Source organism: Actinacidiphila epipremni (genome assembly GCF_012034175.1).
Taxonomy (GTDB): Bacteria; Actinomycetota; Actinomycetes; order Streptomycetales; family Streptomycetaceae; genus Actinacidiphila; species Actinacidiphila epipremni.
Genome location: NZ_JAATEJ010000005.1, coordinates 98,671 through 116,323, shown reverse-complemented (window position 1 = coordinate 116,323; position 17,653 = coordinate 98,671). Strand labels below are relative to the sequence as shown.

15 protein-coding genes are annotated in these 17,653 nt (G+C 77.5%); 3 read left to right on the top strand and 12 right to left on the bottom strand.

What is annotated here, in order from left to right; genetic code table 11:
- Positions 1–7: 7 nt before the first annotated feature.
- Genes HCN08_RS09090 through HCN08_RS09075 form a run of 4 tightly spaced genes read right to left on the bottom strand, consistent with a single transcriptional unit; the run spans position 8 to position 4,918 of the window.
- The gene (locus HCN08_RS09090; protein WP_167982420.1) at positions 8–1,447 is read right to left on the bottom strand and encodes an ABC transporter ATP-binding protein; all 1,440 of its coding nucleotides are present in this window, start codon (positions 1,445–1,447) and stop codon (positions 8–10) included.
- Positions 1,444–2,313, bottom strand: coding sequence for an ABC transporter permease (locus tag HCN08_RS09085; protein ID WP_167982419.1), 870 nt, complete (start codon positions 2,311–2,313; stop codon positions 1,444–1,446). The genes HCN08_RS09090 and HCN08_RS09085 overlap by 4 nt, the downstream gene beginning before the upstream one ends.
- Positions 2,310–3,362, bottom strand: coding sequence for an ABC transporter permease (locus HCN08_RS09080; protein ID WP_206318561.1), 1,053 nt, complete (start codon positions 3,360–3,362; stop codon positions 2,310–2,312). Before HCN08_RS09080 ends, HCN08_RS09085 begins: the two co-directional genes overlap by 4 nt.
- Positions 3,359–4,918 carry an ABC transporter substrate-binding protein gene (locus HCN08_RS09075; protein ID WP_167982418.1) on the bottom strand — a complete coding sequence of 520 codons (1,560 nt, stop codon included), beginning with the start codon at positions 4,916–4,918 and terminating at the stop codon, positions 3,359–3,361. The genes HCN08_RS09080 and HCN08_RS09075 overlap by 4 nt, the downstream gene beginning before the upstream one ends.
- Before the next feature lie 278 nt (positions 4,919–5,196).
- Between HCN08_RS09075 and HCN08_RS09070 the strand changes: the two genes are divergently transcribed.
- A complete protein-coding gene (locus tag HCN08_RS09070) occupies positions 5,197–5,391 on the top strand; it encodes a hypothetical protein (RefSeq protein ID WP_167982417.1) in 195 nt (64 codons plus the stop codon).
- Positions 5,392–5,395: 4 nt separating this feature from the next.
- On the opposite strand, the gene HCN08_RS09065 is transcribed toward HCN08_RS09070, so the two are convergent.
- Both HCN08_RS09065 and HCN08_RS09060 read right to left on the bottom strand, forming a co-directional pair.
- The gene (locus HCN08_RS09065; protein ID WP_167982416.1) at positions 5,396–5,986 is read right to left on the bottom strand and encodes a TetR/AcrR family transcriptional regulator; all 591 of its coding nucleotides are present in this window, start codon (positions 5,984–5,986) and stop codon (positions 5,396–5,398) included.
- Positions 5,890–7,335, bottom strand: a complete 1,446-nt coding sequence (locus HCN08_RS09060) for an MFS transporter (protein WP_167982415.1) — start codon at positions 7,333–7,335, stop codon at positions 5,890–5,892. Before HCN08_RS09060 ends, HCN08_RS09065 begins: the two co-directional genes overlap by 97 nt.
- A 134-nt stretch (positions 7,336–7,469) precedes the next feature.
- Between HCN08_RS09060 and HCN08_RS09055 the strand changes: the two genes are divergently transcribed.
- Entirely contained in the window at positions 7,470–8,399 is a 930-nt protein-coding gene (locus HCN08_RS09055; protein ID WP_167982414.1) for a LysR family transcriptional regulator, read from the top strand.
- A 45-nt stretch (positions 8,400–8,444) separates the two neighbouring features.
- Here the strand turns inward: HCN08_RS09055 and HCN08_RS09050 are convergent, their stop codons facing one another.
- The 4 genes from HCN08_RS09050 to HCN08_RS09035 are packed head-to-tail and all read right to left on the bottom strand — an operon-like array spanning position 8,445 to position 10,394.
- Positions 8,445–8,867 carry a hypothetical protein gene (locus HCN08_RS09050; protein ID WP_206318560.1) on the bottom strand — a complete coding sequence of 141 codons (423 nt, stop codon included), beginning with the start codon at positions 8,865–8,867 and terminating at the stop codon, positions 8,445–8,447.
- The gene (locus HCN08_RS09045) at positions 8,851–9,348 is read right to left on the bottom strand and encodes an RNA polymerase sigma factor (RefSeq protein WP_167982413.1); all 498 of its coding nucleotides are present in this window, start codon (positions 9,346–9,348) and stop codon (positions 8,851–8,853) included. The genes HCN08_RS09050 and HCN08_RS09045 overlap by 17 nt, the downstream gene beginning before the upstream one ends.
- Positions 9,345–10,010 (bottom strand): class F sortase, encoded by a 666-nt coding sequence (locus HCN08_RS09040; RefSeq protein ID WP_240969923.1) that lies wholly within the window; start codon positions 10,008–10,010, stop codon positions 9,345–9,347. Before HCN08_RS09040 ends, HCN08_RS09045 begins: the two co-directional genes overlap by 4 nt.
- A gap of 3 nt (positions 10,011–10,013) precedes the next feature.
- Entirely contained in the window at positions 10,014–10,394 is a 381-nt protein-coding gene (locus tag HCN08_RS09035) for a hypothetical protein (protein WP_167982412.1), read from the bottom strand.
- A gap of 234 nt (positions 10,395–10,628) precedes the next feature.
- Here HCN08_RS09035 and glgX point away from each other — a divergent pair, with 234 nt between their 5' ends.
- On the top strand, positions 10,629–12,782 hold the full coding sequence (gene glgX / locus HCN08_RS09030) for a glycogen debranching protein GlgX (protein ID WP_167982411.1): 2,154 nt from the start codon (positions 10,629–10,631) through the stop codon (positions 12,780–12,782).
- A gap of 31 nt (positions 12,783–12,813) precedes the next feature.
- Here glgX and HCN08_RS09025 read toward each other — a convergent pair whose 3' ends face one another.
- Together HCN08_RS09025 and HCN08_RS09020 are read right to left on the bottom strand one after the other, a co-directional pair.
- Entirely contained in the window at positions 12,814–15,765 is a 2,952-nt protein-coding gene (locus tag HCN08_RS09025) for a poly(A) polymerase (protein WP_167982410.1), read from the bottom strand.
- The gene (locus tag HCN08_RS09020) at positions 15,765–17,576 is read right to left on the bottom strand and encodes an RNA ligase family protein (protein WP_167982409.1); all 1,812 of its coding nucleotides are present in this window, start codon (positions 17,574–17,576) and stop codon (positions 15,765–15,767) included. Before HCN08_RS09020 ends, HCN08_RS09025 begins: the two co-directional genes overlap by 1 nt.
- Positions 17,577–17,653 lie beyond the last annotated feature (77 nt).

Genomic DNA, 17,653 nt, shown 5'->3' with positions numbered 1-17,653 from the left:
TGCCAGGTCAGTGCCGCCGGTCCGGCGCGGGCATGCCGTCCAGCGCGACGGTCCGGTCGGCGTAGCCGGCCACGAGCGCCGGGTCGTGCGTGATCATCAGGACGGACAGGCCCTGCTGCTCGCCGAGCCGGGCGAGCCGGGTGTGCACGGCCCGCGCGGTGGCCCGGTCCAGCTGCGAGGTCGCCTCGTCGCACAGCAGGACCGCCGGGCGGGCGCACAGGGCGCGGGCGAGCGCGACCCGCTGCTGCTGGCCGCCGGACAGCCGGCCCGTGGTGCGCCGGGCGACGGCGGCGGGCAGCTGCAGCAGGTCGAGCAGCCGCGCGGCCTCCTGCCGTGCGTCCTCGCGGCCCAGCCCTGCGAGCCGGCGCAGCGGCCGGGTCAGCGTCGCCTCGACGGTGCGGTGCGGGTTGAGGGCGCCCGCGGCGTCCTGCGGGACCAGCTGGACCAGGTGGCGCAGCGGAGCGGGCCTCTCCCGCAGCGGGAAGGGGAGGTGCCGCCCGTCCAGCAGCAGCCGCCCGGCGACCGGGCGGTGCAGCCCGGCCAGGCACCGGGCCACGGTGGTCTTGCCCGTCCCCGACGGGCCCAGCAGCGCCACGCACTCGCCGGGCTCCAGGCGCAGCGACAGGCCCTCGGCCACGCCGCGGGTGCCGTGGGCGGCGCTCAGGCCGACGGCTTCCAGGCCGGCCCGGGCGCCGGCCGCCCGCCCGGCCCCGTCCGGGCCGCCCGTGCGGGGCGGCGGGGCCGCTCCGTGCTCGCCGCGGTGCGGTTCGCGCAGCCGTCCGCGGTCCAGCACGAGGGTCCGGCCGGCGAGCCTGCGGGCCACGTCCGGGTCGTGGGTGATCACCAGCAGGGTGAGCCCGCGGGCGGTGACGGCGGCGTCGACGGCGCGCAGCGTGGCGTCGGCCGCCGCGGCGTCGAGGCCGGAGGTGGGTTCGTCCAGGACGAGGAGCCGCGGCTGCGCGGACAGCGCCCGCACGAGCGCGACCCGCTGCTGCTGGCCCCCGGAGAGCTGGTGCGGGAAGCGCCGCAGGAAGCCGGGGTCGGCGGGCAGCCCGACCTCGTGCAGGCGCGCCGCGGGATCCCGGCCGTCCCGGGCCAGTTCGTCGAGCTGGGCGGCCACCCGCAGCGTCGGCGTGAGCGTCTGCGCCGGGTTCTGCGGCAGGTAGCCGACGACGGTACGCCGCAGGTGCCGCAGCGCGGTGCCGCCGGCGGCCAGCATGTCGTGCCCGCCGACGGTGACCCGGCCCCCGGTGACGTGCAGGCCCGGGCGGACCGCGCCCAGCAGCGTCAGGGCGAGGGTGGTCTTGCCGCTGCCGGAGGGGCCCAGCAGCGCCACCCGCTCCCCGGCCGCCACGCGCAGGGTGACGCCGTCCAGGACGGCCCTGCCGGCGCCGTCCACGGTCCGCAGCCCGGTCACCTCGACCGCGGCCCCGGCGGTGCCGGTCATGCCGCGGCCCCGCGGGTCAGCCGGTCCAGGCCCAGGTTCACGCAGACCACCAGCAGTGCCAGGGCTCCGGCCGGCGCCGCCACGCCCCAGGGCGCGAGGGTGACCCCGGACAGGTTCTCGCTCACCATGGCGCCCCAGTTGGGGCCCTGCGGCCCGAAGCCCAGGAAGGCGGCGGTCGCGGAGATCTCCATGGCCCCGGCCAGGCGTGCCCCGGCGTCCGCGAGCAGCGGCCGGGCCACCGCGGGCAGGACCTCGCGCAGCAGCACGGAGGCGGTGGACTCGCCGAGCGCCGGGGCCAGTTCGACGTATCCCGCGGTGACGGTCCGGCGGGCCGCGGCATGCGTCAGGCGGGCCACGAAGGGGGCGCCGGTGACCACGACCACCAGGCCGAGGGCGAGGGCCGAGCCGCCCCGCGCGTCGACGGCCACGAGCAGGACGAGCACCGGCGGGAAGACCAGCAGCAGCTTCGTCGCCGCGCCGAGGACCGTGCCGGCCCGGCCGCCCAGATACCCCGACACGGTGCCGGCCGCCGCGCCCAGCAGGCAGGCCGCCGCGGTCGCCGCGGCCGGCAGGAACACCAGCGGCCGGCCCCCGGCGAGCAGCCGCGACAGCACGTCACGGCCCAGCGCGTCGGTGCCCAGCGGGTGCCCCGGCCCCGGCGGGGCGTAGGAGGGCCCGGCGATCGCCGCCGGGTCGTGCGGCGCGAGCGCCGGCCCGGCGACGGCCACCGCGAGCAGCACCGTCACGACGGCCGCCGCGTACACCCGCCTGCGGCGGCCGGCCGCCACTGCCGGCCGGGTGCGGCCCCCCGGTGGCCGGCGGGCGGCGGGGGCCGGCGCGGGTTTTGTTCCGGCGGGCGCGGTCATGACCGCCTCCCGCGGCGCGGGTCGGCGAGCAGGCCGGAGAAGTCGGCCGCGGCGAAGCCGAGCGTGACGAGCGCGACGACCACCAGCGCGGCCCCTTCGGTGAGCGGGGTGTCGTGGTCGTGGACCGAGGCGACCAGCAGCTGCCCGAGGCCCGGGTAGCCGAAGGTCTGCTCGACCACCGCGGTGCCGCCGACGAGCAGCGCGGCCATGGACGCCAGCGCCTGCGCGCAGGGGGCCAGGGCGGACGGCAGCAGGTGGCGCACCAGCACGCGCCGCCGGGGCAGGCCGGCCAGGCGGGCCGCCTCGACGTGGGGGAGCCGGGCGGCGTCGGCGACGGCCGCGCGGATCAGCCGCCCGGCCCAGGCGCCGCCGAACAGCGCCAGGGTCCCGGCCGGGAGGACCAGGACGACCGGCCGGGCCAGCGGGGTGCCGCCGAACGGCGGCAGGGAGACCGCGGGCAGCCAGCCCAGCAGCCCGGCGAAGACCACGCACGCCCCGCTGGCCCATACGAGGACCGGCGTGGACAGGACCGCCACGGACGCGGTGCTCAGCGCGGTGTCGGTACGCGACCCGGGCCGCAGGCCGGTGACCAGGCCGGACGTCACGGCCAGCACCGCCCCGGCGGCGAAGGCCGCCGCCGCGAGGACGAGGCTGTTGAGCAGCGGCTGCGCGAGGACGGCGGCGACCGGCCGGCCCGACTGGAAGCTGGCGCCGAGGTCGCCGTGCACCGCGCCCTCGATCCAGCGCAGGTAGCGGACGGGCGCGGGCTCGTCCAGGCCCAGCCGGTGCCGGGTCGCGGCGAGTTCCGCGGGCGTGGCGTTCTGCCCGAGCAGCGTGGTGGCGGCGTCGCCCGGAACCGCTTGCAGGGCCGCGAACAGCAGCGCCGACTCGACGGCCAGCGAGGCGGCGAGCGCAGCCACCCACGCCAGGGCCCTGCGGGGCAGGCGCCGCCACCCGCGGGCGGCGAGCGCGCGGGCGGTGGCCGCCCGGGCGGCCGGCGCGCCGGCGGCAGGGCCGCCGGCGGGCAGCGGCTGCGCGCGGGCGCTCACACCGTCACCCGGTGGAAGAGGGGCGTGCCCTGGCTCCACGCCACGCCGGCCAGGCCGCTGCGGGAGGCGTCGGTCTGCTCGGCGAAGCCCCACACCAGGTCGCCGCCGTGGTCGTGGAAGTCCTGCTGGATCTCCTGGAAGCGCTGCGCGCGCCGCGCGTCGTCCACCGTGGCGAGCGCGGCGTCCAGCGCCGTGTAGAAGGAGGCGGGCGCCCCGGTGAAGTTGAACGGGGCGTTCTTGGCGTCCATCAGCGCGATGTGCACCGCGGCGGGCCGGTTGATGACGTAGAAGGTCTGGAAGGCGGTGCGCCGCAGGGCCGCGGGGTCGGCGAAGTAGGTGTCCGCCGAGACGGTGCGCAGCCGCACGTCCAGGCCGCACTGCCGGGCCTGCTGGACGAAGACCTGGGCCGACTCGGCCAGGCCCGGCACCAGTTCGGCGACCTGGAGGGTGACGCCGGTGACGCCGGCGCGGGTGAGCAGCGACCTGGCCTGGTCCGGGTCGTGGGCGCGCTGCGGCAGCCCGTCGGCGTATCCGGGCAGGCCGAGGCCGACGAGGTCGTTGCCCACCTGCCCCTGGCCGAGCAGCACATTGCGGACGAGCTGCGTACGGTCGGCCGCGAGCCGCACCGCCTGGCGCACCTCGGGGCGGTCGAAGGGCGGGACGCTCGCGTTCATCGCCAGCAGCAGGGCGTTGGAGGTGGCGGCACCGCCGCGGTGGATCGTCACCCCGGCGGTGTGCGCGTGGGCGCGCGCGGCGGCGGCGCTGATCCCCACGGCGTAGTCCAGTTGCCCGGCCACGACGGCGTTGACGCGTGCCGCGGGGTCGGTGAGGCGGCTGATCTCCAGTCCCGCGAGGCGGACCGGCCCGTCCCAGTAGTCCGCGTTGGCGGTCAGCCGGACGGCCTGCGACGCGCTCGCCGTCCACCGGAAGGGTCCTGAGCCGGTCGGCCTGGCGGCGAAGTCGGTGGTGCCCTCGGGGAAGACGGTGGACAGCGCGCCGAGGAAGGCGCCGACGAAGTCGCCGCGGGCGCGGGTGAGCGGTATGCGCAGGGTGCGGGCGTCCAGCGCGCGGATGCCGGCGGTGTCCACGTAGGCGGCGAGCCCGCCGGCCAGGGCGCTGCTCTTCGGGTCGTAGAGCAGGCGCAGGCTGTACGCGGCGTCCGCGGCGCGTACCGGCCGCCCGTCGTGGAAGGTCGCGCCGGTGCGCAGGGTGACGGTCCACACGGTCGCGTCGGCGTTGGGCTCGGCGGCGCTCGCCAGGCGCATCTCGTAGCTGCCGCCGCGCAGCCGCACCAGCGGGTCGTAGAGGTGGGCCAGGATCAGCGCGCCCGCCCCCGGGCTCGGCATGCGCGGGTCGAAGGTGATGCCCCCGGCCGGGGCCGCGGCCCCCACCCGCAGGTGCGCGTCGGCGGCACCCCCGCTCGCGCCGCACGCGCTGAGGGCGGGCTGGACCAGCAGGCCGGCGGCGACGGCCGCACCGCCGGCCAGGATCCGCCGGCGCCCGGGCCGTTCCCGGTGCGGGGCCGGGGCGGGGGACGGGGGCAGGGGAGAGCTCACGAGGGCTCCTCGGACGTACAGGTTTCTTAGGGCAGGCAAACCTTACCGTAATTACTGACCGCTGGTTAGAATCCCCGCATGCACACCACCGATCCACAGCCACTGCTGATCGACGCCGCCGATGCCGCCGCCGCGGACGCGCGGACGTCGTCGTCCGGGAACTGACCGAGGCCATCGCGGCGGCCGAGCGGACCGGCCGCCCCTTCGCCGCCGTCGTCCGCACCCCGGCCCCGGAGCCGCCCGGGCAGCGGCAGGGCGAGGCGCGGCGGCGGGTCGCCATGATCGAGCAGATGCGCCCGGGCCTGGAACGGCACTGCCGGGGGCTGGTGTTCGTGCTGCCGCCGCAGGCCGGCCAGGCGATCACCAGGCTCCAGCGCTCGGCGGAGCGGGTGTGGGGCTGCCGGGCGACGGCGACACCGGACCAGGGCGAGGCGCTGGCGCTCGCCGCCGCGTGGCTGGCCGGTGAGTCGTGAGGCGCTAGAGGCTCCTGGCCGGGGGAGCCGGCTCCCGGGCCGGCAGCCCGCGCAGCAGGACGTCGAGGAAGAGGTCGAACCGCGGCGGCTGTTCCCCCAGGTCGAGCGGGTTCTCCTGCACGGCCAGCCAGCTGATCACCGAGGTGGCGAAGATGTACCAGCTCTGCTCAGCGAGGTCCGGGTCCACGCCGGAGTGGGTGAAGGCGGCCACCGTCCGGGCGCGCAGCCGGCCGAACGACTCGGGGTTGTGGCGGTGCGGGCGGGCGGTACGGGTGGCGAAGCCCGGCACCGCGAGGAATTCGTCGTGCATCGCCCAGGCCAGGCGGGTCAGCCACGGCCGCCAGCCGCCGACCTGCTCCGGGTCCTCCTGCGGCAGGACGCGGTTCACCATCACCTCGCCGACCAGGTCGAACACGCCCTCCAGGCCGCCCACCCAGCCGTAGAGCGCGCCGTGGGTCACCCCGAGCCGCGCCGCGAGCTCCCGCATCGTCAGCGTGCTCAGGTCCCCTTCGAGGGCGGCGGCGACGATCTGCTCACGGCTGATCCGGGCCGGCCTCCCGGGGCGGGGGCGTCCCTGCGACGCGGGTCGGGCCATGAGCGCACTGTATCCGCCGCCCGGCAGCCGCCGCCCGGCCCCGCAGCCGCGCCCGCCGGCGCCGGCGCGGGCTCCTCGCGGCGGCGGGGCAGCAGCAGCGGGGTCGCCAGCAGCAGCACACCGGCCAGGCCGATCGCGGTACGCAGCCCCAGCAGCGCGCCCAGCCCGCCCCACACCGCCGTCAGCAGCGCGATCGAGGCCTTCGTCGACACGCTCCAGGCGGACAGCGTCCGGGTCACCCGGTCCGCCGCCGTACGCTCCAGGCGGTACGTGGCGCACAGCGGGTTGAACACCCCGCAGCAGAAGATGATCCCGAACTCCACGCCCATCACCAGCGCCAGCCCCCCGCCGCCCGGACCGGTGAACGCCAGGCCCACCGGCCACAGGGCCCGCCCCACCCCGGAGGCGACCAGCACCCGGCGCTGCCCGAACCGGGCGGCCAGCGGCCGGGCGAGCCGGGAGCCGACCAGCCCGCCGACCGCCGGCGCGGCGAAGGCGAGGCCGTACTGCCAGGGCGCGAAACCGAGCCGGCCCAGCATCAGCACCGTCAGCAGCGGCTCGCCGGCCATCAGCAGGCCGTTGTAGAAGGCGGTGTTGAGGAACAGCGGACGCAGCCCGGGGTCGGCGAGGATGTACCGCCAGCCGTCCAGCAGGTCCCCGGCCCGCAGCCGTACCGCCGCCCGCTGCCCGGGGTGCGGCTCGTGCCCGCCGCTCGCCCGCACGCCCAGCGCCGACAGCAGATAGCTGACCGCGTCGGCCACCACCGTCGCCACCGGGCCGAGCAGCCCGATCGCCGCGCCGCCCAGCGGCGGCCCGACGATCGTGGTCGTCCACGCGGTCGACTCGAAACGCGCGTTGGCGACCAGCAGGTCCCCGGCCGGCAGCAGCGACTTGAGATACGCGCCCGAGGCGGCGCGGAAGGTGATGTCGGCCGCCGCGACCACGACCGAGACCAGCAGCAGTTGCACGAAGGTGAGCACCCCCAGCGCGTACGCCGCCGGGATCGTCAGCAGCGCCGCGCACCGCGCCAGGTCCATTCCGACCAGCACCGGCCGCTTGCGGCGGAACTCCACCCACGGCCCGAGCGGCACCGCCACCGCCGCGCCCACCGCCGCCGCCACCGAGGACAGTCCGGCGACCTCGGCCGGTCCCGCGTGCAGCACCCGCACGGCGATCAGCGGGAACGCGCCGAAGGCGAGCCACGTCCCGAGCGCGCTCGTCGCGTACGCTCCCCACAGCCACCCGAAGGGCCGCCCCAGCCGCTGCCCGCGCACCCGCCCGCGCAGCCGCCCGCGCACCCGCTCCCGCAGCCGTCCCCCCGGCCGCCCCCGCACCCGCCCGCTCCGCATGCCCGACGCCCCTCACCGCTCGCCCGCACAACCGATCCGTGACCACCGGCATCCAAGCCAGAGCCGTGACCTGGGGTCAAACAACCGCGGAGCCGCCGGACACAACCGCCGGTTGTACCCCTAGGGTGCCGGGTGTGGACCTCGACACCATCAGGACCTTCGCCGCTGCCGCGGACGCCGGGCGGTTCCAGGACGCCGCGACCGAGCTCGCGGTCACCCAGCAGGCCGTCTCCAAGCGCATCGCCGCGCTGGAGCGCGAACTCGGGGTGCGGCTGTTCACCCGCACCCCGCGCGGCGCCGAACTCACCATCGACGGCCAGGCGTTCCTGCCGCACGCCCGCGAACTGCTACGGGTCGCCGAGCGCGCCGCCGCGTCCGTGCGCCCCGGCCACCGTCCGCTGCGCGTCGACGTGACCTCCTCGCGCAGTGCGCAGTCGGGCCTGATGCGCGGCTTCCACCGCGCGCACCCCGGCATCGACCTCGGCGTGCTGACGCTGTTCGACATCGATGCGGCCGTCGCCGCCATCCGCTCCGGCACCATCGACGCGTCCTTCCGCGCGGTCGGGATGCCCGGCCGGCCCCTGCCCGAGGACATCGAGTCCGTACGGGTCCTCGACGAGCCGCTGCAACTCCTCACCGGCCCCCGCCACGCGCTGGCCGGCGCCCGCTCGGTGACCCTCGCCGGGCTCACCGGGCACCGGATCTGGATGCCCGGCATCGTCCCCGGCACCGAATGGGCCGCCTACTACGACGACCTCACCGCCGAGTTCGGCCTCACGATCGAGGCGACCGGCCCCAACTTCGGCTCCGACGCGCTCCTCGACACCATCGCCGACACCCCGGCCCTGGCCACCTTCATGGGCGAGCCCGCCCGGCTCGTCTGGCCGGCCGGCCACGACCTGCGCCGCATCCCGGTCATCGACCCCGCGCCGGTCTACCCGCACTCCCTGCTCTGGCACCGCGACAACCCGCACCCGGCGCTGCCCACCCTGCGCGCCCACCTCGCCGCCACCACGGCCGGCCACGACCGCCCCGGCACCTGGGTCCCGCCCTGGGCCCGGTAGGTCAGGCGGGGGCCGCCCACCGGCCGGCCTCGGCCACCCGCGCCGTCACGGCCGGGCGGCGCGCCGGCCGCCGCCGCGTACGGCGCCGGTCTGGGCGCCCGGGGCGCGAGGGGAGTCGGCGGTCGGGGTGGCCGGGTCGTCGGTGGGGCGGGGCTCGGGCGAGGGAATGACGTCGCGGGTCGCGCGCGGCGGCGCGGGCGTGGACGTCGCGGCCGGCGGGGCGAGCGGGACCACGGGCGTGTGGCGGGCCGCCTCGGGGGCCGGCCACAGCAGCGCCGCGGCGGCGACCACCGCGGCGGTCGCGCCGGCCGCGCCGCCGGCCCGCAGCAGCCGGCGGCGGGCCGCCCGGCGCCGGATCCGCCGGAAGGCCCCCGGCGGCGGGGTGAGTTCGGCCGGGCCGCCGTCCAGCAGCAGCGCGGCCAGCTCCTCGTCGAAGGGCTCGTCCCAGGGCTCAACGGGTGTGATCAAGGCGTTCTCCCAGTCCGGCACGCAGGTATTCGCGGGCGGCGTGCAGGTCGGCCCTGATCGTGCCTTCCTTGCGCTTGGTCAACACGGCGATCTCCCGGATCGGCAGGTCGGCGTAGTAGTAGAGCAGCACGGCGGTCCGCAGCCGCTCCGGCAGCGACTGCACCAGCAGCCGCACCGGCACCGACGACTCCGCGCCCGCCTGCTGCCGGGCGAGCGCCGCCTCGGTGCCGGCCCGCCGGACCGCCCGCCGCTCGCGGTCCAGTTTGCGCCAGTGGTCGCGCACCAGGTTCGCCGCGGTGACGTAGACGAAGCCGCGCGGCTCCTCCACCGCCGACCAGTGCGCCCACAGGCGGGCGAAAGCCTCGGAGGCGATCTCGTGCGCGGTGCCGTCGTCGTCCACCAGACGGCGGCACCACCCGGCGAGACCGGGGTAGAGGGCGGCGAACAGCTCGGCAGCCGCCCGGTCCTTGGACGGGCTCAACTCTCTCCAGACGAGGGGGCGGTCAGCGACGCGAAGACGACCACGTTGTCGAGGTAGCCGCCGGCGGTGTGCGGCCCGCCGCAGGTGATCAGCCGCAGTTCGGGGCGGGCGGTGTCGCCGTAGACCTCCTGCGTCGGGAAGCGGTCCTTGGCGACGGTACGCACCGCGTAGACGGTGAAGACCGCCGAGGCACCGTCGTGCAGGCCCACCGTCACCCGGGCCCCCGGCCGCAGCAGGGACAGCCGGCGGAAGACCCCGTCGCCGTAACCGCCCACCGTCACATGGCCGAGCAGCACCGAGGGGCCCAGCTGCCCGGGGGTGGGCGAGCCGCGGTACCAGCCGGCGGGGGAGCCGGCCGCGATCGGCGGGACCTCCACCGTGCCGTCCGGCGCCAGGCCGAGCTGCGACACGGGTGTGTCGACCCCGATGTCCGGGATGCGCAGCCGCTCCGGCACCGACCGCGCGAGCGGCGCCGGGCTGCCGGCCGCGGGGGCGGACGGAGGCGCGGACAGGGGCGCGGACGGGGGGCGTACGGCCGCGGTGCTCCCGGCCGGCCCCACCGCGGCGGGCGCCGCCACGGGGGCCGGACCGCAGCCCGCGAGCAGGCACGTCAGGCAGAGCGCGGCGAGGACCGCCGGTGCGGCCGGCCGGGAGATACGCAAGGGTCAGCCCCGGGCCGCGGTCCGGCGGCGCAGGTAGACCGCGCCCGCGCCGATGACCAGCACGCCCGCGCCGGCCGCCGCGACCGTCACGGTGTCACCGGAACCGGCCGAGGGCGCCGGCACCCCGGTGTCGGGCGCGCCCGCGGGCACCGCCCGGACCTGCCCGCCGGTGGACCCGGTGCGGTCGCCGGCGCCGGCGGCCTGGCGGCCCGAGCCGGGCGACGGCACGGGACGGGGCGCCTGGGCGGTGTCGGAACCGCCCGCCGAACCGGCCGAGGGCCGCGCGGTGGGCGTCGCGCCGGCGTCGGCGGACGCCGTGCCGGCCCCGGCGAGGGCCAGCGCCGTGGCGCAGCCGAGGGCGGCGAGAACGGACCGTACACGCATGAAGCTCTCCTGTCGTTCGGCCCGGCGGCTCCCTCGACGGGGCGCCGGGCGGCCTCCCGGGCGGGAGACCGGACGGAGAGACGACGCGGCCACGGACCCTGCTGTAAAGGAATGGCAAAGTCGTGAGCGCACCGCCCGGCGCGGCGCCCGGCCGGCACGCACCGCGGCTGGTCCGCGGCTCGCGGGGTATGTGTCCCCCGGAGCCACGGAGGGTGGACGGGTGAGGGGGCACGGATGCGGAAGTGGACCGGACGCGCGTTTCCGCTCGGCGCGACGTACGACGGCGCGGGCACGAACTTCGCGCTGTTCTCCGAGGCCGCCGAGAAGGTCGAGCTGTGCCTGATCGACCACGGGCGGCGCGAGCGGCGGCTCGAACTCACGGAGGTCGACGGCTTCATCTGGCACGCCTACCTGCCGGGCGTGGGGCCCGGCCAGCGCTACGGCTACCGGGTGCACGGCCCGTACGAGCCCTGGCGCGGCCGGCGCTGCAACCCCGCCAAGCTGCTGCTCGACCCGTACGCCAAGGCCATCGACGGGCAGGCCGACGGCCACGAGTCGCTGTTCGGCTACCCGTTCGGCGACCCGCAGGGCAAGAACACCCAGGACAGCCTGCACCACACGATGCTGTCGGTCGTGACGGACCCGGCCTTCGACTGGGGCGACGACCGGCCTCCGGGCCACTCCTACCACGAGTCGGTGATCTACGAGGCCCACGTCCGCGGCCTGACCCGGCTGCACCCTCGACTGCCGCCCCAGATACGGGGGACGTACGCGGGCCTCGCGCACCCGGCGGTGCTCGACCACCTGACCGGGCTCGGCATCACGACCCTGGAGCTGATGCCGGTCCACCAGTTCGTCCAGGACGGCCACCTGCTGGACCGGGGCCTGCGCAACTACTGGGGCTACAACACCATCGGCTTCTTCGCCCCGCACAACGAATACTCCTCGGCCGGCGGAAAGGGCGGCCAGGTACGGGAGTTCAAGTCGATGGTCAAGGCGCTGCACGCCGCCGGCATCGAGGTGATCCTCGACGTTGTCTACAACCACACCGCCGAAGGCAGCCACCTCGGCCCCACGCTCTCGATGCGCGGCATCGACAACGCCTCCTACTACCGGCTCGTCGACGAGGACCCGGCGTACTACTTCGACACCACCGGCACCGGCAACTCGCTGCTCATGCGCAGCCCGCACGTCCTCCAGCTCATCATGGACAGCCTGCGCTACTGGGTCACCGAGATGCATGTGGACGGCTTCCGCTTTGACCTGGCGGCCACGCTCGCCCGGCAGTTCCACGAGGTCGACCGGCTCTCGGCGTTCTTCGACCTGGTGCAGCAGGACCCGGTGGTCAGCCGCGTCAAGCTGATCGCCGAGCCGTGGGACGTGGGCGAGGGCGGCTACCAGGTCGGCAACTTCCCACCGCTGTGGAGCGAGTGGAACGGCCGCTACCGCGACACCGTGCGCGACTTCTGGCGCGGCGAGCCGGCCACCCTGCCGGACCTGGCCTCCCGGCTTACCGGCTCCTCCGACCTCTACCAGGACGACAGCCGCCGGCCCCGCGCGAGCGTCAACTTCGTGACGTGCCACGACGGTTTCACGCTGCGCGACCTGGTCTCGTACAACGACAAGCACAACGAGGCCAACGGCGAGGACAACCGGGACGGCGAGGCGCACAACCGGTCCTGGAACTGCGGCGCCGAGGGCGACACCGACGACCCGGCGGTGCTGGAGCTGCGGGCCCGCCAGCAGCGCAACTTCCTCACCACGCTGCTGATCTCGCAGGGCGTGCCGATGATCGGCCACGGTGACGAGTTCGGCCGCACCCAGCACGGCAACAACAACGTCTACTGCCAGGACGGCGAACTGTCCTGGACGCACTGGGACCTCGACGCCGGGCAGCGCGAACTCCTCGACTTCACCCGGTCGTTGATCGCCCTGCGGCGCGACCACCCGGTCTTCCGGCGCCGCCGCTTCCTGCGCGGCGACACCGCAGGACCGGGCCCCGGCGACGCGGTGTGGTTCACCCCGGGCGGCCGGGTCATGGCCGACGGCGACTGGCACCGCGCGGACGCCCACGCCGTCGCCCTCTTCCTGGGCGGCGACGCCATCAGCGAACCGGACCCGCGCGGCGGCCGGATCACCGACGACTCCTTCTACGTCATGCTCAACAGCCACTACGAACCGGTCGAGTTCACCCTGCCGGCCCGCCCGTACGGCGACACCTGGCGGATCGCGGTGGACACCGCGGCCGGCGCCGAGGCCCGGGACGAGACGGAGTTCAAGGCCGGCGCGACGCTCACCGTCCCCTCCCGCGCGACGCTCGTCCTCACCACTCCCCGCCGCCCGCGCGGCCGGGTCCGCCGGGCCCTGACCGCCGCCCGCCGCCGCTGAGGCGCGGTATGCGGCGCTGCGGCCTGCGGTGTCAGCGCAGGGTCGGTACGGCGCCGCCCGCCGCCCACGCCACCGTCGTGCCCGGGACGTGCCGGGACCAGGCGGCGGCGAGGCGGGCCAGCCGCGCCTCGCCGGGCGGGGCCGGGCCGAGGCCGACGGCGTAGACGGCCTCGCCCTGCGCGGTGGCGAAGGGGCGCGGCCAGGCGTGGACGCCGGGCGTGCCGTCGTCCTCCAGCGCCGTGACCAGCGCCCGGACCCGGCCGCGGAAGCGGCCGTGCGCCGTCGCGAAGTCCTCGCCCGCGGGCGGCCGTACGGTCGCGACCGCCCATGCCGCATGCCGGCGGTGCAGCGGCGGGGGCGCGAGCAGCGCCGGCCAGGGGTCCGCACCCGTGGCCGCTGCGGTCTCCGCGAGCTCCCAGGCCCGGTAGAGCTCGTGCGTCAGCAGGTCGCGGAAGCCGGCGCCGACCTGCTCGGTGCACGAGCGCACCGGTGCGCTGGGGGTCAGCACCGTCACCGCCCCCTGCGCCGGGGGCACGTCCGCGGCAGCGGCCGGCGCCACCGGCTCGCGCCAGTCCCAGGCCGCCCAGCCGCCGAGGAAGCGGGCGAGCAGCTCGGCGGCCGGCAGCTCCCCGGCCTCCCGTACGGTCCGCGCCGCCAGCACCGCCCAGGCCAGGCCCGGCAGCCCGCCGAACGGCGCCGCGTCCAGGCCGCGGGCCCTCGCCCACGCCTTCACCTGCCGGGCCAGCCGGGCGAACGCCTCCTCCCGGCCGGCGACCGCCGCGCGTACGGCGTCCGCGTCGCTCACGGCGCTCAGCGCGATCGCCGCGGCCCGGCCCAACTCGGCCCGCCGCGCGACGGCTTCGCCCGCGGGCAGGTCACCGGTGGCGACCACCACCACGTCGACGTCCAGCCCCTGCCGGGTGAAGCGCAGGCCCGGCACCCGGGCACCGCGCACCTGCCGCACCTCCGCGCCCTCCGGCAGCCCGGCCGCGACCCGCCCGGCCACCTCGCCGATCCCGGCGGACCCCGGCACCGCCGCCACCAGGTCCAGGTCCGCGCCCGCCAGATGGCCGCCCATCCGCCGGGAGCCCACGACATGCACCGCGCCGCCGCCCAGCGCCGCGGCGACCAACTCGGCGGTGCGCCGGGCGAGTACGCCGTACGACGTCTGCTCGGGCGCGGGCTCGGCGGCTGCGGGGGAGCCGGCTGCGAGGGAGCCGTCTGCGGGGGAGTCCTGGGCGGGGGCGCCGTCCGCGGGGGAGTCCTGGGCGGGGAGATTGTCCGCCTCCTGCGCCCATCGCACCTCGCCCGTGCCGAGCGCGACCGTCGCCCGTACCCGCATCGGCTCGTCGCCGCGGCGCGACAGCAGCGCCAGCTCCCCGACCCGCGCCGCGACCCCCGCCACCCCCGACAGCCCCGCCGCGCACGCCGCGGCCGTACGCTGCGGGTCCCGGCTGCGGCCCAGGGTCAGATGCGGGGTGAAGCCCTCGTCCCGGCCCCGGCAGCCGGGAAAGCGCCGCGCCAGGGCCTGCCGCAGCTCCGCCCAGGGGCCGGCGCCGTCCGCCGCCGGGTCCAGCCACACCGTGGCGTCCTCCCGGTGGCCGAAGGTGTGCACGCCCGCCAGGCGCGCGGTGAACGCCGGGACCTGCGCCGCCGCGGCGGACAGCAGCCCGGCGGCCCGCTCGAAGTCCGACTCGGGCACGAAGCCGAAGAGGAGGTTCACATGCGGCGGCCAGCGGTCCACCTGCGGGTCGTGTGCGCGGCGCAACTCCTGGACCGGCGGCCACAGTTCGCCCGGCAGGATCCACGCCACCGCCGTACGGGCCGTGGGCGGCACGTCGAGCACCGCCGGCGCCGCCCCGTCCGCGGCCCCCTCCCAGGCCAGTTCCGCCTCGACGCCGAAGTGGTCCGAGGGGTGCAGGCCGTCAGGACCGGGGGCGTTGCCGTGCAGGGCCGCCCGGATGACGCGTACGCCCGGCGCGCGCAGCAGCACCCGGTCCAGCCGGGAGGCCCGGCCGGTCAGCGAGGACACCGCGGCCAGCGGGTTCGCGGCCGGGTCGAAGGTGGGGCTGCGGTCGGCCGGCCCGTGCGCGTCGGTCCACGCGTCGCGCATCCCGAGGGCGGCGGCCGGCCCGTCCCCGCCGTCGTTGAAGTCGCCGAGCAGCGCGACCGGCCCGTCCAGGCCCGCCAACCCCTCGGCGATGTCCGCGAGTTCGGCCTCCCGGCGGCCGGCGCCGTCGGCGGAGTGGTCGCTGCTCAGATGCGTGCCGGCCACCACGAGCGGGCCCGCCGCGGTGTCCACCGCCAGCGCGCCGACCGCCTTGTGCGGGCTCAGCGCATGCCGCCCGGCCTCCCGTACCGGCAGCCGGCTGAGCAGCAGCAGCCCGTCGCGGTCGATGTCCCGGCCCGCCGGATCGGCGTCCAGCACGTACCGCTCGCGCACCCACGGCTCGCGCGCCAGCAGGCGCAGCAGCCCGCTCTCGACCTCCTGCAGCGCGATGACGTCGGCGTCGGCCCCGCGCAGCGCGGCGAGCAGCAGCGGGCGGCGCCGGGCGGTGTGGATGAGGGCGCTGTCGTAGCGGTCCCACAGCGTGTTCCAGGTCAGCAGGCGCACGGTGCCGCCCGGGAGCGCCGTGCCCTGCGGCCCGGCGGCGTCCGCCGGGCGCCAGGCGCCGGCCGCCGGGTCCCACGCGTACGGGGTGCGCGCGGTGAAGAACGGCGCCCGCAGCAGCCGCGGCCGGCGCGCCCGGCCGGCCTCGCAGGAGTCGAGGCGGTCCGTGCCCGTCGCGCGGTCCCACACCACCTCGCCGTCCGCCTCGATGAACAGCACCCGGTGCCACGGGACTTCACCGCCCGGCACGAACGCCGGCAGCGCGACCCGCTTGGCGGGCGCCCCGCGCTGGAGCACGCCCAGCACGAAGCGGGCCGGGTCGAACCGCGCGTCCCAGCGCACCCGGTGGTAGATCTCCTCGCTGGTACGCATCACACGCCCTCCCCGCCCACCGCCGCGTACGCCCCGGTGCCCGCTCCGTACCGGCAAGCGTCCGGCGAGGCGGCGCCCGCCACGTCCTCCACCGTCCCGCTCGCGCCGACGTACCACACGCGGTGCGCCTGGCCCGGATACGGCGGGTCGAACCTGCGCAGCTGCCCCGCCAGTACGTCCCGCGGCACCGGATGCTGCCGCGCCGCGTTGCGCCGGGCCAGCTCCTCCTCGCCGGCCAGCACGACCGCGTGGGTGACCAGGGCGTCCCGCCGGCGCGCCACCGCCTGCACCGCCGAACGCTGCCGCCCGGTCAGCGAGGTGGCGTCCCACACCACGGTGCCGCCGCGCGCGAGCGCCGCGTCCAGCCGCGCCAACCCGTCGCGAAGTACGGCGGAGTTGGCGCTCTGGTCCGCCCGGGAGCCGCGGGCCAGCCGCAGTTCGTCCAGCGACACCGTCACGTCCACCCCCGGCAGCCCCGCGGCGAACGTGCTCTTGCCGCTGCCGGACGGCCCGACGAGGTGGACCAGCCGGGGGAAGTCCCCGTCCCGCCACCGCCAGGTCGCCGCGACCGCCTCCTCGACCGAGACCACCCGCCCCCGCGCGCACAGCTCCCGCGCCTGCGCCCAGCACCGGTCGGCGGCGTCCGCGCCGGCCCGCGCGCCCAGCGCCGCGCGCAGGCCGGCGCGCAGGTCCTCCAGCGGCGCCTCGCCCAGCAGCCCGGCGTCCTCGGCGTGCAGCGCGGACCACTCCACCTGCTCGCGCGCCCTGTCCGCCGCCGCGCCGTCCCGCCCGGCGAGCACCGCGCCCGCCACCGCGTGCAGTACGCCCAGGTCCGCCGCCGCGGCCATCCGGACCAGCCCGCCCGCCCGCTCGGCGTCGGGATACGGCTGGTGCAGGAGGGGATGGAGGCCCACCAGGTCGCCGACCCGGCGGGCCTGCCGCATGCCGAGCCGCGCGGCGAGCCGCGGCACCGCCCAGGACCGCCGGCGGCCGTGCAGCGCCGCCGCGAGCACCCCCGCCAGCCGCGCGTCGCCGGTCCGCCCCAGCACGTCCAGCCGCGCCGCCGCGTCGGCGGCCACCGCCTCGGCCTCCGGCGGCACGCGGTCGCCTTCCGCCAGCCCCGCCGCCGCGAGCAGCGCCGCCGCCTGCGCGCCGCCCCCGGACCGTACCGCCCACAGCGGCGCGGCCGGCCCGAGCCCGTTCTCCACGACGGCGGCGTGCATCCAGTGCGTGTCGGTCTGTACGTGCCCGGGCCGCACCCACTTGGCCACCCGCTCCCCGAACTCCCGGGCCCCGAAGCCCTCGACGCTGCGGACGACGTACCCCTCGCGCCGCGCGGTGTCCCACCCGGCCGCCAGCCGGCGCAGCGCCCGCTCGTCGTACACCCCGCGCCACAGCACCCGCGGGACGGGCACGCCCAGCCGGCGCAGGAAGCGCACGGTGGCGTCCCAGTCCAGGCAGCGCCCGGCGGCGTCCCACACGGAGAACCCGTAGAACCAGCTGTCCAGGTCGTCGTACGCGAGGGAGTGGCGGGCCTGCATGTTCTCCCCGCACACCCGCCAGCCGGCCGGGATGTGCGGCCCGATCCGCCCCTGGAGGGCCTTGACCCAGGTCCGCGACGGGTGGTGGGCCGAGTCCGGCGAGCGGGCGTGCAGCCCGTCCGCGTACAGCGTGGTGTTCTCGCCGTCCAGCTTCTCGGTGACCACGACCTCCCGCCCGCGCAGCCCCGCGAGCCCGCCCGCCAGCACGTCGTCCGCCGCCACCCCCGGCGACCAGGGCAGGTGGGGGGTGCGCGGGTAGTGCGTTCGCATGGCGGCACGGCTCTCGTCCGGGACGGGGACGCCCGGCTCTCCTCCGCGGCCCGGCGCGCAGCCACTGTAGGAACCCC